Below are 19,487 nucleotides of genomic sequence, written 5' to 3'. Positions count from 1 at the left end.
AATGGCTGGCCGGTTCGCGGGTCAGGCTGCCAGGAAAGTTTCCATTACTTCTCGGGTGAGAGCCGGGGCGCTTACATGCGGGCAATGACCGCTAACGGGCAGCGTCACCAGTTCTGAGGTTGGTAGGGTGGCCTGCAGAAAATCGCCCACTTCTAAGGGCGCAACCAGGTCGCGGGCACACTGAATGAACAGGCACGGAACCTTGCAGAGGCCCACATCGGGTCGGTTGTCGGAAAGGAAAATGACGCGGGCGAAGCGCTTGGCAATGGTCGGATCATTCTGGCATAGGCTATGAAGCAGCTCCTCGGCCAGCGAAGGTTGGTCGGGGTTGCCCATTACAAACGGGGCGAAAGTATCGACCCAGCCCATGAAATCCTGATCCATGAAGGCCAGCATCTGTTTCATGTCCTGCTGGTCGAAGCCGCCATGGTAATTCGTTTCGTTCAGGTAGCAGGGCGAGAGGCACAGCAATTGTAGCTGGCGAAAATACTTCGGGGCTTCAATGGCGGCTAGCATCCCGATCATGGCCCCCACGGAGTGGCCGATTAGGGTAACGTCGGTCAGGTTAAGCTCCTGGCAAATGTCGAGCAGGTCCTGGGCATACCCCTGAAGCGAGCCATGTTTTTCCGGGTCATAGGCCGAGGACTCGGACAAACCAGCCCCAACATGATCGAAAAGCACCAACTGAAAGCGGGAAGAAAAACTGGGTGTGATAAACCGCCAAATGCTCTGGTCACAGCCAAAGCCGTTGACAAAGAGCAGCGTTCGTGCCCCAGAGCCCATTATATGGACATTATTGCGTTTCAGCGGGCTGGTCATCGGGCTAGAAAATTTAACTAAATAGGACAATAAAATATTTATTATAGATAACAAATATTCACCATAATAGCAAGTAGACTGACCGCTGAGTATCGCCTTTGTTGGCATGGGCCATGGCACCAGCAGGGAGTACTGCTTCAGTACGTTCTACGAATACGCCGACCGCCTTTCGCCCCTGGGTAACGCCCCCGCCGAAGCTTGCGCCGACTACGTGGTGAGTCTGTTCTCGGCCCTGATCCGCTACGTAAGCATGCAGAACCTGATGCACGACGGTGGCTTCAGCACCGCCGGCACCTAGAAGGAAATTGTGGAGTTGGTAGTAATCCGGTTCTTTTCCCTGAAAACAGCAACGCCCGGCCAATGTGGGCGGGCGTTGTTTTTGATAGCGCTGATGTTAATAGAAATAGCGGAAGAGAGCGAAGGAGACTTCCCGATACTCCCGGAGCTGGTTGTAGTTGACTCCAGCGCCAAATCTGCCAAATAAACTACGCTTGGCACTACCCTGTAGCTGCCAGTAGCCGGGCCAGCGTGTGGCGGTTACGTTTACCCACAGGCCAATTGGGTAAGGCAATGCGTGTTGTAAACCAACTGTGTAACCAAACCCGGTGATTTCTACTCGTTCGCCGTTGCGCAACTCGCTTAAGTTACTGTAGCCGCCGCCTACCACTAAATCGGGGGCCAATACTGGGCCGATATGGTAGAGGCCAGCTTCCACGCTGGCTGAATAAGCGCGAAAGCGAAAGTTCCGTGGTGCGGCCTGTAGCCATTGGTAGTTGAGGTGTTCATTTAGTGTTAGCCGATGACCAGGGTGTAGGGTGGGTAGCCCAATTTGAACGGAAGCGGCATTATTCTTATTAAGATTGGTCTGGTAGCTAGCCTGAAACTGTGAAATCAACGGCATGTACCTACTACTATACACCCGGACGAAGGCTCCAACAGGTGCGTAGCGCGTGCCCGAGAGTAATCCGGCTTCGGAACCCCAGGTAATTGATAAATCACAGAGCTCCTTACTGTCTGCTGACAGCCCGAAATGAGCACTGTCGCCGAGGTGCACCTGGCGCCGCTGGCTTATATAGCCAATATAAGAAACGACCAGACTTAGCGTATCAGCAGCGGATGAGGTCACCGGCAACGAAAAAACGCCATTATCCTCGGTACTGATGCCATTGGTAGTTCCGGACTGTAAAACGATGCAGCCCGAAATCGGTTGGCCAGTCGAGCGGTCGGTAACGCGCCCGGCGACGACGCGCTGTTGGGCATAAACAGGCCATACGAGCAACAAACAGCAAAAGAGTAGTAAACCTGATTTCATAAGCGGGAAGTGTATGATAGTAGGCTGATGCTTCTGGTAGCTACAATCCACATCCCCTTGGAAAATAAATTAATCTTGGTTGGGCTTTAGCAGCGGTTCGGTTGCAAACAGCGTGTCAATTGCAGCCCGGTCGTAGTCGAGAATCCAGTCATTATAGTTCTGGTAGAGGGGCTGAATCGTTTCAACGTCGGGACCGATGAGGTCAAGGCCCCGGTCGTCGTACATCTGCAAAATCAGCTTAGACCGCAGGTTGAGGAAGAAAATGTCGTCTTGCAGTTGCGGGCTGCGGCCAGGGAAATCCTGGTGGCTGATAGCTTGCAGAATCTGCTGGTGTGGGATGTGCGCGGCCAAGCGTTGCACCGTGAAGCGAACAAGCTGACGAGTATCGGCGAAGCGGGTACGGTTGGCTAACCGTTGGAACTCTGCTTCCTGTTTGGATACTTTCAATTGGCGGAGTACAAAGTGGTTTGCCCGAAACCGCCAACGCCTAAATCGGCCCTCCCAGCGTCTGCGCTGCACTACCATTAGTACCTCATCATCGGGGGCGAATACGGCCTCAAATGGTATAGAAGCACGGCGTAGTACCTCGGCAAAGTAAGCATCGTCCGAAGTAGCAGCCTCACTCTGCAAATCAAACCGAAGCCCGATGGGCCAAGAGTGAAACAAGCCGGGACCTAACACCAAGCCAGGGTAATGTAACGAGAGAAAATGAGTAATTGCCGAGGCCATGGTATCATCGAGAATAAGGGGTTAATGTAAGATACAGCCCCCTGCTTTCTCCTAGAAATTCACCTGGGCCTGCAGGCGTAGCAGGCCGCCGCGCTGCCGGTTATCTTGCTTTTGAAAATCTTCGAAGCGGCGGTCGGAAAGCGTGTACATCGTTACCAGCTCGAAGCTGGGGAACGGGGCCCACTCAAGCCCCAATTCGGCCTCGCGCACCGTGTAGCTGCGGGCGTCCCGTTCGTGCTTTTTGCCGCCATCATAGTACTGCACGCGCAGAAACGGGTAAAACTGCTGCTGCTTGTAGAGCAGGCGGTAGTTAAGCATCACATAGCCGCCGTGCAGGCCGCGGGTTTCGATGCTGTCGGTGCGCGGGTTGAATTCGGGGCCGCGGCCTACATTGTATTCGGCCTGCAAGCCAAAGGGCTGCGGGTACACGATGAACGAGGCGGCCACGCGCTGGTCGGGGTAGCGTAGGTCGGGCCGGGTTTTCACTCCAGTTGAAAGCTGGTCTTAGTTCAGCACATACTCGCCGGAGTAGGCCTGCAGGCCGGGCTCGATGATATGCTGGCCGATTTCGAGCGGATACGTAACGCGGGCCACCACATGGCGCTGGTTGTTGAGCTCGGGGCGGTTGGCGGTCTGGCCGTTGAACACGCCTAGACCTACCACGCCGTAGTCGCCCGAGCCCTTCAGGCCTTCCTTCACCAGCCGGCTGAACCGCTTGCGCACGGCAGTGGGTGCCCAGTACAGAAATGCACCCAAATCCCGCTCGTTGGCGAAGGCGCTGTTGATGCCGTCGTTGCGGTCGAGCGGTAGTCGGTTCTGGCTCGACTGCATGTTCTCGAAGCCAAACGGAATCTTGCTATGGCCCAGCCACACCCGGAACTGGCTGGCTTTATCCAGCCCGATGTCCATGTAGGCATCGCGCAGTAGCGTGGCATTGAGGGAGGAACTGCCGCTGAGGGTGCTGGCAAAATCGGGCTGGATGTAGAAGTAAACCCGTTCGTGCAGCTGGCCGAAGAAAATGATGCGGATCCGGCGCAGGGAAATTCCGCCATTGCGCCCCCACGACTTATCGCACTGCTCGCAGCTCAGGTCGGGGTTGGTTTCCAGTAGCCGGTTGTAGCGGGCCTGCACGTAGCCCCGCACCGAAACCGACTAGTACCATTTGGGGGTGGGTGCCGGCTCAGAGGAAGCCGAATTGGCGGTTTGAGCGTTAGCGTAGCCCGCTGCCAGCAGTAAAGCAATGGTTAGCAATTACCACCGCCGCAGATACAGCAGCGTTGACTGGCCTGAGGGACCATATTTGTCATTGAGCAGGAAATAACCGCCGCGGTGCGCCGCCAGACCCTCCCAATTGTAGGTCTGGTATTCCAGGGGAAGCGCCAGCAGCGGTTTCCACTTGACGCCGTGGCGCGTGTAGCGCAGGCTGATGAGGCGGGAGTAGTGCTGGTAGCTGCCGCTGCTGTCCTGAATCAGGCGGGCATTCGGGTCGGGCGGGGCCACGCGGTACAAGGCGTCGGAGGGGCCATTGAAGAAGTAGTTGATGGCCGTGAAGCGCCGGCGGCCGACTGGTTCCATGTCCGTTACCCGAAACGGCAGCGGGGGCAAGCCGACGAGCCGGAGCATGCGGTCGGGGCGCAGGACCAGGGCGTAGTTGTTGCGGGGCAGGTAATTGTACTCGAACAGTAGCAGCAACCCCTGGCGGTAGCGGGCCAGGGCCTCAAAACCCGCATTGAAGGCGTGGCTGCCATCGGGCAGCAGTGGCTTGGGCAGCGCCACCAGGTAGCTGCTGTCGAGCTGAATCAGACTCCGGGCTTCGTCGAGCACACCCCGCACGAGGTAGCAGTTGGGGGCTGTGGTAATCGTTTCGATGGAGAAATAGGCCGTGTCGCGAAGCATGGCCAAGCCCTCCAGCCCTTCATAAATGGCACCGGCACTGTCGATGCGCGCCCGGGCCTGATCGAGGCCCCGGATGGCGTATTTGCGGAAGGGCAGTTCGGCTGTTGAACCGGCTATTTGCCGGTCGAGGTTGGGCAGGGCCAAGCCGTATACTTTCGCTTCGGCCTGCTCCTGCAGGCGGCTTTCGGAGAGCAGCAGCAACTGACCGCGGTAAGTGCAGAGGCCAGAGAACTGGTTTTCGCGCTCGGCCAGTTCGGCGGGGAGTTGGATGAGGTGCGCCAGCGGCGTTGGCTGGGCTTGGGCCTGAGCAAGCCCGACAGGCAACAGGAGCGTACAAAAAGCAAAAAACCAGTTCATGCACAACGATGAGAGCCGCTTTATGGGGGTAGCAAAGGTAGGGAACCGGTGAGATGCAGCCACACCAGACCTGGCAACTCGCCACCTCATCTATTCGCTCAGACTTCGCCAGCAACCGGTCCCTGGCCCAGTTGCTGGCTATTACTACTGTGGGCCCGCAGGTTGGTAGCTTGGTGACAGGTGGCGCAGAACTGCCATTACCCTCCGGTACTACCCGTTTTTGGCTGGCCTTTGGCGTGGGTCGAATCGCCACTACGGCGTCATCGGGCAGTATCGTGCCTGGCCGTTCCTACGGAATCAGGCGGTCGGTGCGGAGTTGGGCGAAGAGGTCAAAGAACGAGTCCTCGGTGGTCTGGTAGGCCAAAAAGCCGTGTCGGCGGCTCTTGCTCATGTCGGTCATCACCTCAATTGGGCGGCCCAAGTCGAGGTCGGTGTGCCAGGGCGAAGCCAAGCGGCTGAGGTCGTCCTCGGCCAAGTTGTGGCGGTTAGCTATTTCGCGCCACACGGGGGCGTCGGCGCTCATTTCGGCTTCCAACGGATGAATGCTGCCATCAAATCCCACGGCTTCCAGCCCAAACTAGGCGGCTAGGCGCGGCCACAGCCAGCTCCAGCGGAACACGTCGCCGTTCACGATGTTGAAGGCCTCGTTGCGGGCCGTTTCGGCGGTGGCGGCCCAGCGTAGTTGCTGGGCGATGATGCGGGCGTCGGTTACGTCGGAGAGGCCGTTCCACTGGGCTTCTGAGCCGGGCCAGCGGAAGGGACGGCCGGTTTCGTAACAGATAGAAGCGTACACGGCCAGCGTGGTGCCCAGGTTCATGAGGTTGCCCACGGCCTTGCCGATGATGGTGTGGGGACGGTGGATGCTCCATGTGAAGCCGTCGCGGGCGGCGGCGGCGTACACTTCATCTTCCTGGGCGTAGTAAAAGTTGTCGAGCGGGAGGCGGGGCTGCTCCTCGCGCAGGGGCGTGGGCGGCGGGGTGCCCCCGTTCACGTAGGCCTCAAATGGCCCCAGGTAGTGCTTGAGGCCGGTAACCAGCGCCACATGCTGAACCGATTTCTGCGGGGCCAGCGCGTCGAGCAGGTTGCTAATCATCAGGCCATTGACGCGGATGTTCTCGGCCTCGGTATCCTGGCGCATCCAAGTGGTGATGAACACGTGGGTGGGAGCGAGGTCGGCGAGGGCCGTTTTCAGGCTGGCGGGGTCGAGCAGGTCGGCGGCCACGGGCTGCAGGCCGGGCACGTCGTCGGGGCGGGGCGAGCGGGACAGGCCGTAGGTGGGCCAGTCGTGGGCCAGCAGCTCGCGGGCCAGGTTGCTGCCAATAATGCCGCTGGCACCGACTACTAAAGCACGGTAGTTCATATTTCGGATTCAGGATTGTACGGTGTGAGCCACTGTATACATAGTGGCAGGGAGTTATAACAGCCGAAACCGCTAATCGGCCCGCCGAGAAGTCAACTGCCCTGTCCTCCCGGCTCCGGCCCGCCCGCTACGCCAGCATGATGCGCTTAGGAGCCATTGTTTCGGCGTAACCCTGCATCACCTGCCGCAGAATCTGCATATTGCGGGGGCGGTAGCGGGTAAATTCTTTCCAGTTGGTCAGCATCAGTACGGGCGGCATTTCTACAATGGTCACCACCGAATTTCAGAAGGCTTCCCAGTCTTCGAAGCCCAGCTGTTCATTAAAAAACTGGTGCAGAGTGACTCTGGTGGTAATGCTTGTCAGGTTGAGGTTCCTGGGGTTGGCTGTCGTGTGATTGGTTACGCTTGCACAACTCTGATTGGCGGTGCGTGTGATCTAGCCGAACAAATGCAAGGGGCAGTAACAGTAGCGCGAACTTTGTAGTTCGCGTCCCCGCACCGTTCCAGCAATATCATACGGTGCGGAGACGCGAACTACAAAGTTCGCGCTACTGTGCTACTGGCACTGCTGGGTAATGGGCGTTAGACTTCTGAGTAGTAAGTGTGTGGCCATTGCTCCCAGCTTTCCACCAAACAGGCTTTTACCGGATTGTTGAGCACATAGGCAATTATGCGCTGCATTTCGTCCCCGCTGCGCACTATGTGGTCGTAGGTTTCACGCTGCCAGAATTGGCCGGAGCGTCCTAGAATTTTATTAGCCTGCAAGGCCGTGTAGCCTTTGATACGCTGCAATGTTTCGGCCAGTAATGGGGCGCCATCCTCCAATGAAACAACCATATGCACATGATTAGGCATGATGCAGTAACAGTGTAACTGGTAGGCCTTCGGATTAAAATGACGCAGTGAATCGCCAACTACCTTAGCTATGTCCGGGTTACGCAGCCAAGTTGCTCCATGGGCAGCTTTATCCAACAGCTGGTCAAAGCGGCCGAAGTAGCGGCGTTGCGCTGCGTAAGAAGCTTCCGGCAATAGGTTTTCCCCTGCGTTAAACTGAGCCCGCAGGCGCGCAATTGTGGCGGCTGGTAACGAATCGGCTAATCGGAAGGTCAGGAATAGATCGGAGCCCGGCGGCAGGCGATGGGGTAGGTTGCGCTCATAATACAGCAAGTTGCTCATTCGACAACAATATAAATAACTGGCCGCAAGGTAGTAGCGCGAACTCTGTAGTTCGCATCTCCGCACTGTTCCAGCAATTACAAACGGCGCGGGGACGCGAACTACAGAGTTCGCGCTACTACCCCGCCGTGTCGCCCAGCTCGTCCTCGTCATCGACCAGCACGCGGGCCAGCTTCTCGATGTTGAGGCTGCGGGCGGAGGCGTCGAAGATTTCGCGGTAGGTGCCGCGCAGGTCGTAAAGGTGCTCGTGAGTGCCGCTTTCCACCATGCGGCCCTGCTTCATCACATATATGCAGTCGGCATCCACAATCTGAGCGAGGCTGTGGGAGATGATGACCACCGTACGGCCTTGCTTGATGGCGTCGAGCGAGTTCTTGATCTGCTCGGTGGAAATGGCGTCGAGCGAGGCGGTGGGCTCGTCGAGGAAGATGATGGGTGGATTTTTGAGGAACAGCCGGGCAATGGCGATGCGCTGCTGCTGCCCGCCCGAGAGCTGCTGGGCATCAGACTGGTAACCGTTAGGTAGCTCCATGATCTGCTCGTGCAGGTAGGCCTGGCGGGCGGCATGCTCGATTTGGGCTAGCGGGGCATCCATCACGCCGTAGCGGATGTTCTCTTCTATGGTGCCCTTGAAAATGTGGTTTTTCTGGAGCACCAGCCCGATTTGCCGGCGTAGGTCGTGCGTGTCGTAATCGGCCAGGGGCTGGCCGTCGAGCAGCATCTGGCCGCGGTCGGGGGCGTAGAACTTGCAAAGCAGGTTGATGATAGTGCTCTTACCGGCCCCGCTCAGGCCCACCAAGGCGGTGGTTTTGCCGGCTTCAATCGTGAGGCAGACGTCGTGCAGGGCCTGGATGCCGCTGGGGTAAGTGAAATCGACATTGCAGATGTCAAAGGTGCCGTGCAGGTGCGCTGGCCGCAATGGGCCGGTGGGCTCCACGGCGTTGGCAGCATCCAGGATGTCGAAGAAGCCTTCGGAGTAAGTGAGGGCGTCGTTCATCTCATCGTAGATGCGGTGCAGCTGCCGGATAGGGGCCGATACGTTGTTGAACAGCAGGATGTGGAACATGATGGCTCCGATGGACATCTGCCGGTCGAGTACCAGGTAAGCCGTCAGGATGATGATGAGCACTACCCCGATCTGCTCGGTGAAGGTTTTCAGGCCGTCGTAGCGGAAGCTGGTGCGGCGCGTCTGGAGTTGGGCGGCCTGCAGCTCGTTTTGGAGCTGGTTCTGCTTGGCGGCCTCGTAATCTTCGCGCACGAAACTTTTGATGACCACGGCCGAATCAATCAGGTTGACCAGCCCCTGGCTGCGGGCCTCGCGCAGGCCGCGCAACGCCCGCCGGGTGCCGTTGAGGCGGTCGGCCTGCCGGTAGCTCAGCCAGAAATACACCGGCAGCACCGCCACGGCCACCAGCCCTACATACAGGTTGGCCGCAAACATGACCACCAGCGCCACCAGTGAGTTGGCAAACAGCGGCAGGATGTCGATGAAGAAGTTCTGCACCAGCTTCATCAGGCTCTCCACGCCCCGGTCGATGCGGGTCTGGAGCTTGCCGGTCTGGTTGCCGGTATCGGCGTAAAAGCCCAGCTGGTAGCCCACCACGCGCTGCACGGCCTCGTGCATCAGGGCTCCCGACACGCTGATGCGGATTTTCTCGCCGAAATACCGCTGCCCAAACTGAATGCAGGTGTAGATGATTTCCTTGCCCAGCAGCAGCCCACTCACCAGCAGCAGCAAATCCATGCCCTGCGCCAGTCCCTGGTTGCGGTCGAGCAGTTCCTGCACTGTGTCTACGGTGTAGCGGAGCACGAACGGGTTCACCTGGGCCGCCAGTGAGCCAACCAGCGTGAGCAGCAGCGTGCCCAGCACCAGCCCGCGGTAAGGCCGCACGTAGGGGTACAGGCGTTGAATGATTTCCCAGAGGCTCATGCACTAGCAGCTAAGTGAGTAGCCGGTTAGACGGGCGCGGTGTGGCAGGGGTTATGCCCGGACGCCCGACAGCGCATGAAGAGCAGTAGGAACCCGCTGCAACTCCGGCGCTTTTCCGGGGTTTTTGAGCTACTCTCCGATTCCTCAACCCTTCTTTTTTCTCTATGCTGAACACGTTCCGTTTCCTCGTGCTGGCCGGTTCGCTGGCTGCTACTGCCCCTGCGCTGGCCCAAACCGGCGGCACCAAGGCCGACCCGGCCATGCTCGCCAAAATCAAAGATGAAGGCCTGAACCGCTCCAAAGTGATGGAAACGGCCTTTTACCTGACCGATGTGAGCGGCCCACGCCTGGCCGGCTCCGAGGGCTTGGCCCGCGCCAACGAGTGGAGCCGCAAACAGCTCACCGACTGGGGCCTGACCAAAGCCAACATCGAGCCCTGGGGCACCTTCGGCCGCGGCTGGAATATCGATAAGTCGTACCTGGCCATGACGGCCCCCTACTACCATGCCCTCATCGGGGCGCCCAAGGCCTGGACGCCCGGCACCGACGGCGCGCTCAAAAAGCGGGTGATGGTGGTGAAAGCCGCCTCGGAAGCCGACCTGGACAAGTACAAGGGCCAACTGCGCGACAAAATCGTGCTGCTCGATGTGGCCAACCCGCCCAAGCCCTCCTTCGAGCCCGATGCCCGCCGCCACACCGACGAGGCACTGCAGAAAATGGCCGACTTCAAGTTGGAAGCCCCCGCTGCCACGCCTAAGCCCGCCGACCCTAAAGCCGAGGAGCAGCTGAAAAACCGCCGCGCCCAGTTTGCCCTGCGCACCAAAATGCTCGATATGGTGCAGGCCGAAGGGGCAGCCGCCATCCTGAGCTCCCGCGGGGGCTCCGACGGCACGTTCTTCACCTCCAACGGCGCGCCCTACGCCGCCGATGCCAAGTCCGTACTGCCCGAAATAGAAATGGCCCCCGAAGACCTGCTGCGCCTCATCCGCCTCGCTGATGCCGGCCTGCCGGTGGAAGTGGAGATGGAAACCCGCACCCGCTTCCAGGACAAAGACCTGCAAGGCTACAACGTGGTGGCCGAAATTGCCGGCACCGACCGCAAGCTCAAGAGCGAAGTGGTGATGCTGGGTGCCCACCTCGACTCGTGGCACGCCGCCACCGGCGCCACCGATAACGCCGCCGGCGTGGCCGTGATGATGGAGGCCATGCGCCTGCTGAAAGCCGCCGGCGTACAGCCGCGCCGCACCATTCGCATTGCGCTGTGGGGCGAGGAGGAGCAGGGCCTGTTCGGCTCGCGGGGTTACGTGAAAAACCACTTCGCCGACCCCGCCACCATGAAGCTGCTGCCCGACCACGAAAAGCTGGCCGCCTACTTCAACCTCGACAACGGAGCCGGTAAAATCCGCGGCATCTATGCCCAGGGTAACGAGGCCGCCGCACCCATCTTCGCCGACTGGCTGAAACCTTTCGCCGATATGGGGGCCACTACCGTCACGCTGCGCAACACCGGCGGCACCGACCACCTGGCCTTCGACGCGGTAGGCCTGCCGGGCTTCCAGTTCATCCAGGACCCGCTCGACTACGGCACCCGCACCCACCACACCAACATGGACACCTACGAGCGCCTGCCCGCCGACGACCTCAAGCAGGCCGCTGTGGTAGTGGCCTCGTTCGTGTACCAGGCCGCCATGCGCGACGCTAAACTCCCCCGTAAGCCGTTGCCGGTGGTTAAGACCGTTGGCCAGTTGTAGGCTGATTGGCGAAAGCCAAGCTGCCATACTTACGCAACCATCTAACGAAAAAAACCGGCCCTTTAGAGTCGGTTTTTTTCGTTAGAATATGGAAGTTAAAATGTTGATGAATAGATGAATGGCGACGATAATCGGCGTAGAAACTATCACTAGAGTTACTGCTTAAGGCAAGCAGAATTTCTCGCGGGCGCTGTTCCGGATTTGCCGAAAAGTTGTCGATGTAGTGGCTCTCGCTGTTTGTTATTGCTTCAGCAGCTCCACCTGCCGCTCCTGCACTACCAGCGTGTCGCCACTGCGGAGTTGCCCGAGTACGGCTGAGTCGAGGAGGTTCCATTCGCCGGATTGCGTAATCCCGCAGGTGGCCGTTCGTATCAGCCAGCTGAATTGGGGAATGAATAGTTTTTCGTCCTGGATGCGGATAACCCGCACCGGCCGATTTTTGCAGGAACTGGAGAAAAAAGAGGAGTCAGGTCGGCACCGCTCGCCCGGATATGCCACCTTGATTCTATCTGCCAACATGCTACAGCCGTCTTTGATGGAAAAGGGCTTTCGTATCGGCCCAACGGAATCCAGGTTGGCCAGTACGAAGTAGTCGGTGGTGCGATCTGTTATTTCGGCTTCGGTCGTATCGTGCCGCGTTTGGTAACTGGAAATGAGCGCGGCCTTGTTGTTGGCGCGGATAGCCAAGGTAGTAGTGCCGGGAAAAATGATATTGGTGCGGGAGAAAGACGGGTTGTACCTGGCGTGGCGTTTTAGATACCGGTCGATTACGGCCTGGTTATCTATTTGCCCGCGGCTGGTGTACATGACAATAGGATTGGCAGCCAGCACTGTGCCGGCAGCTCGGTATTCACCCTCTAGCACCAGCGGAATATTTTCCCCGTCCTTGCTGCAGCTGCCAAGTGAAATAGTTAGTAGAAATAAGGCAAAGTAAGATTGTTTCATGCACACAGCTAAGAACAGAGAATGATAGTTCGCAATAGATCGTAAATATGCTGGACAACCTTCAGTTTTCCGGCAGAGTCTGTTAATAAAGTTTGAATTTTCTCTGTCAGACCAAGCAGCCAATTCTAGGCAAGCTCAACTAAAATCGCCTAAAATTAAGCCTGTATTGCCCTTTTGCATCGTCCTGCTACCTGCCATGCATCTCCTCTATAATAGTATGAGTTCAATGAAACCCCGCCTCCACGCTCTGTGCTTGGCCTACGTGCACGACCGGCTGGCCACCATCCAAACGGCCATCAACGCGGCGCAGGAATCGGCCAACTCCGAAACCAAGAGCAGCGCCGGCGACAAGTACGAAACCGGCCGCGCCATGGCCCAGAATGAGCGCGACCGAAACCTGGTGCAGCTCCAGCAGGCCCGTCAGCTGCTGGCCGAAATCCAGCGCATTAACCCAACGCTGCCGTGTGATGCGGTGCGGCCTGGGGCATTGGTGCACACTTCTATGGGCTGGTTCTACTTAGGTATTAGCGCCGGCAAGCTCCCGCTCGATGGCACCGATTACTTCGCCGTATCGGTCGCCGCGCCGGTGGCCGCCGCGCTGGCTGGCAAGCGCCCCGGCGACTCGGTGATGTTCAACGGGAAATCAGTGCGGGTTTTGGCTGTTAGCTGAACGTCATTCAGAGCGAAGCGAAGAATCTCGCGGGCTGACGTACTGCAACGACTACCCGCGAGATTCTTCGCTTCACTTTGAATTACGTTAAGCCTATTGTATTCCTTTGAGCAGGCCGGCTATGCCGCGGATATTGAGGCGGATGAAGTTGCGGATGCGCTCGAAGCGGCCGCGGGCCTCGTCCAGCTCCTCATCGGGTTCCAACTGGCTAGGGCGCTGGGTGTCGAGCAGGGCGAAAACGGTTTCGGCCAAATCGAAGTAGCCCAGTAGCATGAGCAGCAGCAGCTTCTTGTCGTCTTCGGCATAGCCCTTGGTGCGAATGGCCTTTACGAGCGTGTCTAGCTGGGAGGTTTCATCCACGAACAGGTCGCGCAATACGGCCCGCTGGTGCTGGTAGTCGAGCAGCTGCTGGGGCGTAGCGGCTGAGGCCGGGAATGGGAAAGTTTCAGTGAAGCGGGTGGCGGCGCGGTAGTCGGTTTCGGCGGCGTAGATGGTAGTCAGATGCTTCTGCAGGCTGGTCCAGAGGCCGGTGCGGGCTTTATCGGAGGCGGCAGAATCGGGGGCGGCAGGAGAACTCACGGCGGGAGGAAGGGAGGTGGAAGCTCAAAGTACGGGGTTTTGGGCCGCTGAGGTTAGCGCAGGTGCTGCCCAAGCCGCCGGAAGCTGTAGTTTTGCCTGACCTAATCGTCAGTTCGACAAGTCCAAGATATTGACAAGTCCAAGATAACAGTCCCGGTAACCCAACCCCGCTCCATGCCCCCCGAAACCCCTAAGCGCGTCGCCCTGCTCGGCTCTACCGGCTCCATCGGCACCCAAGCCCTCGAAGTGCTCCGTGCCCAGCCGGGCCGCTTCGTCGTGTCGGCCCTCTCGGCCCAGTCCAACGCCGATTTGCTGGTGGCCCAGGCCCGCGAGTTTCGGCCCGCCGCTGTAGTTATCGGCGACGAAAGCAAGTACGCCCAAGTGCGCGACGCCTTGGCCAATCAGCCTGAAACCGAGGTGCTGGCTGGTGCCGAGGCCTTGACGGAGGTAGCCGGACGGCCCGATACCGATGTGGTGCTGACGGCCATGGTGGGCTACGCCGGGCTGCTGCCCACGGTGGCAGCCATCAAAGCGGGCCACGATATTGCGTTGGCCAACAAGGAAACCCTGGTGGTCGCCGGCCAGCTGATAACCGAGCTGGTGCGCGAGCACGGCGTCAAGCTGCTGCCCGTTGATTCGGAGCATTCGGCTATTTTTCAGTGCCTGGTAGGGGAGGAGCAGAACCCGATTGAGAAGATTATCCTCACGGCTTCGGGCGGGCCGTTCCGGGGCCGCAGCCGCGAGCAGCTGGGCCAGGTGACCCGCGCCCAGGCCCTCAAGCACCCCAACTGGGATATGGGCGCCAAAATCACTATCGACTCGGCCTCGCTCATGAACAAGGGCCTCGAAGTGATAGAGGCCAAGTGGCTGTTCGGCCTCCGCGACGAGCAGGTGGAAGTCATTGTGCATCCGCAAAGCATCATCCACTCGCTGGTGCAGTTCGAGGATGGTTCGCTGAAGGCCCAGCTTGGCCTGCCCGATATGAAGCTGCCCATTCAGTACGCGCTGGGCTACCCGCAGCGGTTGCCCAACGAATTTCCGCGCTTTAGCTTCCTCGATTACCCGCAACTGACGTTTGAAGCCGCTGATACCACCGCGTTCCGCAACCTGGGGCTGGCCTTCGAGGCCATGCGCCGGGGCGGCAACGCGCCCTGCATCCTCAACGCGGCCAACGAAATAGCCGTGGCCGCCTTCCTGCGCGACGAAATTGGCTTCCTGCAGATGTCGGACGTGGTAGAAACCAGCCTCGCGCGGGTTTCGTACCTTGCCGACCCAACCCTCGCCGACTACGTGGCCACCGACCAGGAAACGCGCCGCGTGGCCGCCGAACTGCTCAGTACCGTGCGCGCCTGACAGGCTGGCCGGAATCCGGCGAACCACGGGCCGCGGCGCGTTGTTTGTTGGCTGTGAGTAAGGGAGTAAAATGAGAACGTCATGCTGAGCAAAGCCGCAGCATCTCTACCGCTTCGTTGCAGCTGGCAAGGTTAGCATAGCGGCAGAGATGCTTCGACTACGCTCAGTATGACGCCCTGCTTGTAACCTTTTTATTAAAATTACCTCATCACCCCATTACCCTGCTCTTTTGGAAGGATTAATCATGGCCGGCAACCTGTTGCTGGGCCTTTCGCTCCTGGTGGGCCTGCACGAGTTCGGACACTTTGCGGCCGCCAAATATTTTAAAATCCGGGTCGATAAGTTTTACATCTTCTTCGACTTCCTGTTTCCGCTGCCCGGGGTGATGAACTTCGCCCTGTTCAAAAAGAAAATTGGCGAGACGGAATACGGCCTGGGCTGGTTCCCGCTGGGTGGCTACGTGGCCATCCACGGCATGATCGACGAAACCCAGGATGCCGAGAGCCTGGCCGCTGAGCCAGCCCCCGACGAGTTCCGTTCGAAGCCGGCCTGGCAGCGCCTGATTGTGATGCTGGGCGGTATCATCATGAACGTGATTACCGGTATAGTCATCTTCACGCTGCTCACCTTCAGCTACGGCCAGAGCTACCTGCCGGCTTCGGAGGTGCGCTACGGCATTGTGCCGAGTGAGCTGGGCCAGGAAATGGGCTTCCGCGAAGGCGACAAAATCGTGAAAATCAACGGTCGTCCTTTTAAGGATTTCAGTGACGTGTACAGCCCCGACGTGATTCTGGGCTCCAACGGCTACTACACCGTCGACCGCGCTGGCCAGCTGGTAGATGTGCCCGTACCCAATAATTTTATGGACCGCCTCGCTGACGAGGGCGAGCAGCGCTTCGTGCAGCCGCTCGACCCATTCGTAGTCGACCAGGTAGTGCCCGGCAGCCCCGCTTCCAAGGCTGGCCTCCTGCCCCAGGACCGCATCCTGACCGTTGGCAGCGCCTCCATCCGCTTCTTCCCCGAGCTGCAGAAGGCCCTGAAGGATCAGGCCGGTAAGCCGGTGGCAGTGCGCGTAGAGCGCGCCGGCCAGCCCGTAGCCCTGAATGTGAACGTGGACGAAGACGGTAAAATCGGTTTTCTGCCTAAGTCGTTGCTCAAGTTTGAAACCCGCGAATACGGGCTGGTGGAGGCTATTCCGGTGGGCACCAAGCAGGCTTTCGGTGTGGTAACTACCCAGATGAAGGCCTTTGGCAAGATTTTCCGGGGCGAGGCTTCGTTCCGCAAATCGGTAGGCGGGCCGATCGAAATTGCCCAGCAGTACGGCGGCACTTGGGACTGGCTCCGGTTCTGGACGCTCACCGGTCTGCTCTCGATGGTGCTGGCCTTCATGAACCTGCTGCCTATCCCGGCTCTCGACGGCGGCCACGTGGTGTTCCTGCTCTACGAAATGGTGGCCGGCCGCAAACCCTCCGACGCCTTTATGGAAAATGCCCAGAAAGTAGGCATGATGATTATTCTGGGCTTGATGGCCTTTACGCTCATCATCAACCCGCTTATCAAGGCTTTCGGAGAATAGGTTTACCGAATCGAATTGAAAAGCCGTGCTGTCCGTTGGGGTGGCACGGCTTTTTCTTGCGCTGTATCTTTCCCGCAGAGAGGCGCAGAGGTTCCCGCGTAAGGGCGCGGAGTCGTTCTGATCAGCTCTGCCAAACTTTCGCGCTCATCTGCGGTAAACTCTTCTTTTCAACAATGCCCAAACTCTTCCGAATCCTGCCGCTTCTGCTCCTGATCAGCCTCGCGGCGTGGGCTCATACCTACCACGCCAGCCTGATGGAGGTGCGCTTCAACCCCGAGAAGCAACGACTTGAAATAGCCCTCAAAGTCTTCACCGACGACCTGGAAAACGCAATTTCGCAAGGCCAAGCTGAATCTTATACCATCGGCCGGCTCTCCCGTGCCCAACTCGACCCTTTGCTGCTGAACCTGCTGCGGCGTGAGGTGCAGCTCAGCACGCAGCCCGGCCGGCCGCTGCCGCTCACGCTGGTGGGCCTGCAAAAGGAAACCGACTCGCACTGGCTGTTTTTTACCGCCCCACTGCCGGCCACTGCCACCAGCGTCACGCTTCGCCAGGGCCTGCTGCTTACTATCTTTCCCGACCAGATGAACCTTGTCAACCTCACCGCTGGCAAGCAGAAGGAGAGCTTCCTGTTTCGCAATGGGAATGAGGAGCAGGAACTGAAGTGGTAGTGGTGATGAAAAAGACGTCATTGCGAGCGAAGCGAAGCAATCCGATCATACAAAATGACACCTCTAAGGAAGCGGAAAGCCCCTGATGTCCTCTCGTCAGGGGCTTACTGCTTCATTGAGTTGGTCGTTTTGCTCCCACGGATTGCTTCGCTTCGCTCGCAATGACGTCTTTTTCACTATCCCACCGCTACCACCCGTCATCCCCGCCAGCTGGTTTGGGCTCGGGTTTGCCGGTCGGAGCGGGGTCGGCTTTGAACTGCTCGTCGCCGGCCGGCTTGACGACGCGGAACTCCACGCGGCGGTTGGTGCGGGCGTCTTCGCGGTTTTTTTCCTCTTTGAGGGGCTTTTCGCTGCCGTAGCCCATGCTCTCTACGCGGTTGGGTGGCAGCTTGCCTTTCTGCTCAATGTAGCGGCGGATGGCCTCGGCGCGGTCCTGCGACAATTTCAGGTTGAAGTCAATGTCGCCGCGGCTGTCGGTGTGGCCCGCAATGTTGAGCCGGAACGTGGGGTGGTCGACGAGGAAAGTGGCAATCCGGTCGAGGGTAGGGTACATGGTCGGCCGGATGTTGGCCTTGTCCTGGTCGAACTCGATGTTCTGGAACACCATCGGCAGCTGATAGTCGATGGCGTTGGTCATGAGCTGAAATACCGTGTCGTTCTTCAGCGCAAAGCTTTTCTCGACGCTGAAAAAGTCGGGGCTCTGAATCAGCATGACGTAGTGCGAGCCTTCCATGAGGTCGAAATCGAAGGAGCCATCGTCGCGCAGGTACTTGCTGGCCACCTCAATCCCGTTATCGGTGTCGATGATGCTGACTAGGCCATTGAGCGGCTTGCGGCTCACCGAGTCGATGAGCGAGCCCTCGATGTGCGTGGTGGCGGTGGGCTGGGCCTCCATTGGCAGCGGGAAGGAGTAGAGGTCCAGGTTCTTCATATCGGCTTGCTCGGAGCGGGCGTAGTAGAGGTCCTTCGAATCGGCGTCGATGGTGAAGTAGTACTCCGAGCCCTTGCCGTTCACCAGCGGCCCGATGTTGATGGGTTCCTGCCAGCGGCTCCGCGTGCGGTAGGTTTTATAGATGTCAAAGTCGCCGAAATTGAGCAATTGCCCCCGCGAGCTAAAATACAGCACGTGGTAGAGCGGATGGTAAAACGGGCTCACCTCACTTTCGCGGGTGTTCACAACGGGCCCCATGTTCTGGGCCGCCGTCCACTGCCCGGCCTTATTCTTCACCGTAAACCAGATATCCGAGAGGCCAAAGCCGCCGAGCCGGTCAGAGGCGAAGTACAGCGTATCCTCGCCCGGCGAAAGCGTCGGTTGCGAGTCCCAGGCCGGAGAGTTGACGCCGGGGCCCAGGCTTTTGGGCATGCTCCATTTACCGTCCTGAAAGTTCGCCTCATACAGGTCACAGTTGCCCTGGCAAGTCGGACACTCGCAACGGGCGAAGTACAGCGTTTTGCCATCCTTGCTGATGCAGGCCGAACCCTCGTTGTAGGCCGAGTTGATGGGTTTGGGCAGTGCTTCGGCTTCGGTCCAAAGGCCATTTTCGCGGCGCGACAGGTAGATGTCCTCATCGGAAACCTCCTGCAGGCGGCCGCGGGTTTTGCGCTTCGAGGTGAAGTACAGCAGGTTGGAATCGGTGTTGAGCGTGGGGCCGTAGTCCTCCTTTTTCGAGTTTATGGCGTCGCCCATGCTGGTGTACACCCCTTTGGGCGGCCGGAACGTGGCAATGCTCTTGCGATACTCCACCAGCTCGTAGTACTTTTTGAGGGGCACGTACAGTTCTGTTTCCTTCTGTTCGAGCGAATCGTAGTACTGTTGCACCTTGGTCAGGCTCTGGCGGCGGTGCTTGAGGGCGAGCCGGAAGTAGGAGCGGGCCCGCTGCTCGTCGCCAGCCTTGTCCCAGAGCTGGCCCAGACGCCACAGTAGCTGCGTGTCGCGGTAGAAATTCTCGGTGCCAAACTGGCCCACGTAGGTTTCGAGCAGGTTGCGGGCCGCCGGCCAGTTCTTGCGCTTTTCGGCCTGCTGAATGGCGCGTAGGGCTTTTTTGTCGCGAAAATATGCCAGCCGGTTCACGTTCGGAAACAGTGGCGTGGCATCGGGCCGGGCCCGCAGCTGGCGGATAACTTTGGCCGACAGGGGCCGCTGGGCATAGGTCGGGGCCTTCTGCTGGGCACTCGCCGGTACCGACCAGCCACAGCCCAGCAGCAACCCGCCAAGTAAACACAAAATGACAACTCGAAGCATAAGGAATACAGGCGCTGGCAATGGTCAGCGAGCCGGCATCAAAAATAGGAAAATTTCGATGTGGTTGTTTACGTGCCGGAAGTGAAGATTAGAAGAGTGTCCTTCCGGGCGCTGTAAATAA

At 58.9% G+C, this 19,487-nt stretch carries 19 protein-coding genes and 1 pseudogene; 6 read left to right on the top strand and 14 right to left on the bottom strand.

Annotated elements, in window-relative coordinates; genetic code table 11:
- Positions 1-21 precede the first annotated feature (21 nt).
- Positions 22-783: an alpha/beta fold hydrolase gene (locus HW556_RS09465; RefSeq protein ID WP_246289591.1), complete on the bottom strand. Its 762-nt coding sequence runs from the start codon at positions 781-783 to the stop codon at positions 22-24.
- Between the two features lie 172 nt (positions 784-955).
- Between HW556_RS09465 and HW556_RS09460 the strand changes: the two are divergent.
- A pseudogene (locus HW556_RS09460) lies at positions 956-1,117 on the top strand (enoyl-ACP reductase); the annotation flags it as partial.
- 96 nt (positions 1,118-1,213) lie between these two features.
- Here the strand turns inward: HW556_RS09460 and HW556_RS09455 are convergent.
- From HW556_RS09455 to HW556_RS09420, 10 genes are all read right to left on the bottom strand, one after another.
- Positions 1,214-2,131, bottom strand: a complete 918-nt coding sequence (locus HW556_RS09455) for a carboxypeptidase-like regulatory domain-containing protein (protein WP_176899775.1) — start codon at positions 2,129-2,131, stop codon at positions 1,214-1,216.
- 69 nt (positions 2,132-2,200) lie between these two features.
- On the bottom strand, positions 2,201-2,860 hold the full coding sequence (locus HW556_RS19100; RefSeq protein ID WP_449404412.1) for a DUF3885 domain-containing protein: 660 nt from the start codon (positions 2,858-2,860) through the stop codon (positions 2,201-2,203).
- Between the two features lie 51 nt (positions 2,861-2,911).
- Positions 2,912-3,346 (bottom strand): porin, encoded by a 435-nt coding sequence (locus tag HW556_RS18660; RefSeq protein WP_317170502.1) that lies wholly within the window; start codon positions 3,344-3,346, stop codon positions 2,912-2,914.
- Between the two features lie 18 nt (positions 3,347-3,364).
- The gene (locus HW556_RS18655) at positions 3,365-4,003 is read right to left on the bottom strand and encodes a porin (RefSeq protein WP_317170501.1); all 639 of its coding nucleotides are present in this window, start codon (positions 4,001-4,003) and stop codon (positions 3,365-3,367) included.
- A 108-nt stretch (positions 4,004-4,111) separates the two neighbouring features.
- Positions 4,112-5,113: a hypothetical protein gene (locus tag HW556_RS09440; RefSeq protein ID WP_176899773.1), complete on the bottom strand. Its 1,002-nt coding sequence runs from the start codon at positions 5,111-5,113 to the stop codon at positions 4,112-4,114.
- Positions 5,114-5,402: 289 nt separating this feature from the next.
- On the bottom strand, positions 5,403-5,636 hold the full coding sequence (locus HW556_RS18650; RefSeq protein WP_246289586.1) for a hypothetical protein: 234 nt from the start codon (positions 5,634-5,636) through the stop codon (positions 5,403-5,405).
- Between the two features lie 54 nt (positions 5,637-5,690).
- Positions 5,691-6,473, bottom strand: coding sequence for an SDR family oxidoreductase (locus HW556_RS09435; RefSeq protein ID WP_246289585.1), 783 nt, complete (start codon positions 6,471-6,473; stop codon positions 5,691-5,693).
- Positions 6,474-6,600: 127 nt separating this feature from the next.
- Positions 6,601-6,750 carry a hypothetical protein gene (locus HW556_RS09430; protein ID WP_176899772.1) on the bottom strand — a complete coding sequence of 50 codons (150 nt, stop codon included), beginning with the start codon at positions 6,748-6,750 and terminating at the stop codon, positions 6,601-6,603.
- 305 nt (positions 6,751-7,055) lie between these two features.
- A complete protein-coding gene (locus tag HW556_RS09425) occupies positions 7,056-7,649 on the bottom strand; it encodes an REP-associated tyrosine transposase (RefSeq protein WP_176899771.1) in 594 nt (197 codons plus the stop codon).
- Positions 7,650-7,767: 118 nt separating this feature from the next.
- Positions 7,768-9,579, bottom strand: coding sequence for an ABC transporter ATP-binding protein (locus HW556_RS09420; protein ID WP_176899770.1), 1,812 nt, complete (start codon positions 9,577-9,579; stop codon positions 7,768-7,770).
- A gap of 164 nt (positions 9,580-9,743) precedes the next feature.
- Between HW556_RS09420 and HW556_RS09415 the strand changes: the two genes are divergently transcribed.
- The gene (locus HW556_RS09415) at positions 9,744-11,330 is read left to right on the top strand and encodes a M28 family metallopeptidase (RefSeq protein ID WP_176899769.1); all 1,587 of its coding nucleotides are present in this window, start codon (positions 9,744-9,746) and stop codon (positions 11,328-11,330) included.
- Between the two features lie 240 nt (positions 11,331-11,570).
- On the opposite strand, the gene HW556_RS09410 is transcribed toward HW556_RS09415, so the two are convergent.
- Entirely contained in the window at positions 11,571-12,275 is a 705-nt protein-coding gene (locus HW556_RS09410; RefSeq protein ID WP_176899768.1) for a hypothetical protein, read from the bottom strand.
- A gap of 217 nt (positions 12,276-12,492) precedes the next feature.
- Here HW556_RS09410 and HW556_RS09405 point away from each other — a divergent pair, with 217 nt between their 5' ends.
- Positions 12,493-12,945, top strand: a complete 453-nt coding sequence (locus HW556_RS09405) for a 3-oxoacyl-ACP synthase (protein ID WP_176899767.1) — start codon at positions 12,493-12,495, stop codon at positions 12,943-12,945.
- Between the two features lie 93 nt (positions 12,946-13,038).
- Here HW556_RS09405 and HW556_RS09400 read toward each other — a convergent pair whose 3' ends face one another.
- Entirely contained in the window at positions 13,039-13,524 is a 486-nt protein-coding gene (locus HW556_RS09400; RefSeq protein WP_176899766.1) for a hypothetical protein, read from the bottom strand.
- Positions 13,525-13,698: 174 nt separating this feature from the next.
- Here HW556_RS09400 and HW556_RS09395 point away from each other — a divergent pair, with 174 nt between their 5' ends.
- The 3 genes from HW556_RS09395 to HW556_RS09385 all read left to right on the top strand — a co-directional run bounded on the left by HW556_RS09395 (position 13,699) and on the right by HW556_RS09385 (position 17,124).
- Entirely contained in the window at positions 13,699-14,877 is a 1,179-nt protein-coding gene (locus tag HW556_RS09395) for a 1-deoxy-D-xylulose-5-phosphate reductoisomerase (protein WP_176899765.1), read from the top strand.
- Positions 14,878-15,106: 229 nt separating this feature from the next.
- Positions 15,107-16,453, top strand: a complete 1,347-nt coding sequence (rseP, locus tag HW556_RS09390) for an RIP metalloprotease RseP (protein WP_246289584.1) — start codon at positions 15,107-15,109, stop codon at positions 16,451-16,453.
- A gap of 173 nt (positions 16,454-16,626) precedes the next feature.
- Positions 16,627-17,124, top strand: coding sequence for a DUF6702 family protein (locus tag HW556_RS09385; RefSeq protein ID WP_176899764.1), 498 nt, complete (start codon positions 16,627-16,629; stop codon positions 17,122-17,124).
- Positions 17,125-17,311: 187 nt separating this feature from the next.
- Here the strand turns inward: HW556_RS09385 and HW556_RS09380 are convergent, their stop codons facing one another.
- Positions 17,312-19,366, bottom strand: coding sequence for an OmpA family protein (locus tag HW556_RS09380; RefSeq protein WP_246289583.1), 2,055 nt, complete (start codon positions 19,364-19,366; stop codon positions 17,312-17,314).
- Positions 19,367-19,487 lie beyond the last annotated feature (121 nt).

It is taken from the genome of Hymenobacter terrestris, from assembly GCF_013377905.1.
In the GTDB taxonomy this organism is placed as follows: Bacteria; Bacteroidota; Bacteroidia; order Cytophagales; family Hymenobacteraceae; genus Hymenobacter; species Hymenobacter terrestris.
This window is presented reverse-complemented; position numbering and strand designations above follow the sequence as displayed.

What these genes read in the sequence shown, in the direction of transcription:
- HW556_RS09465 (WP_246289591.1), bottom strand. Translation starts at nt 783, where the DNA reads ATGGGCTCTGGGGCACGAACGCTGCTCTTTGTCAACGGCTTTGGCTGT.
- HW556_RS09455 (WP_176899775.1), bottom strand. Translation starts at nt 2,131, where the DNA reads ATGAAATCAGGTTTACTACTCTTTTGCTGTTTGTTGCTCGTATGGCCT.
- HW556_RS19100 (WP_449404412.1), bottom strand. Translation starts at nt 2,860, where the DNA reads ATGGCCTCGGCAATTACTCATTTTCTCTCGTTACATTACCCTGGCTTG.
- HW556_RS09440 (WP_176899773.1), bottom strand. Translation starts at nt 5,113, where the DNA reads ATGAACTGGTTTTTTGCTTTTTGTACGCTCCTGTTGCCTGTCGGGCTT.
- HW556_RS18650 (WP_246289586.1), bottom strand. Translation starts at nt 5,636, where the DNA reads ATGAGCGCCGACGCCCCCGTGTGGCGCGAAATAGCTAACCGCCACAAC.
- HW556_RS09435 (WP_246289585.1), bottom strand. Translation starts at nt 6,473, where the DNA reads ATGAACTACCGTGCTTTAGTAGTCGGTGCCAGCGGCATTATTGGCAGC.
- HW556_RS09425 (WP_176899771.1), bottom strand. Translation starts at nt 7,649, where the DNA reads ATGAGCAACTTGCTGTATTATGAGCGCAACCTACCCCATCGCCTGCCG.
- HW556_RS09420 (WP_176899770.1), bottom strand. Translation starts at nt 9,579, where the DNA reads ATGAGCCTCTGGGAAATCATTCAACGCCTGTACCCCTACGTGCGGCCT.
- HW556_RS09415 (WP_176899769.1), top strand. Translation starts at nt 9,744, where the DNA reads ATGCTGAACACGTTCCGTTTCCTCGTGCTGGCCGGTTCGCTGGCTGCT.
- HW556_RS09410 (WP_176899768.1), bottom strand. Translation starts at nt 12,275, where the DNA reads ATGAAACAATCTTACTTTGCCTTATTTCTACTAACTATTTCACTTGGC.
- HW556_RS09405 (WP_176899767.1), top strand. Translation starts at nt 12,493, where the DNA reads ATGAGTTCAATGAAACCCCGCCTCCACGCTCTGTGCTTGGCCTACGTG.
- HW556_RS09395 (WP_176899765.1), top strand. Translation starts at nt 13,699, where the DNA reads ATGCCCCCCGAAACCCCTAAGCGCGTCGCCCTGCTCGGCTCTACCGGC.
- HW556_RS09385 (WP_176899764.1), top strand. Translation starts at nt 16,627, where the DNA reads ATGCCCAAACTCTTCCGAATCCTGCCGCTTCTGCTCCTGATCAGCCTC.
- HW556_RS09380 (WP_246289583.1), bottom strand. Translation starts at nt 19,366, where the DNA reads ATGCTTCGAGTTGTCATTTTGTGTTTACTTGGCGGGTTGCTGCTGGGC.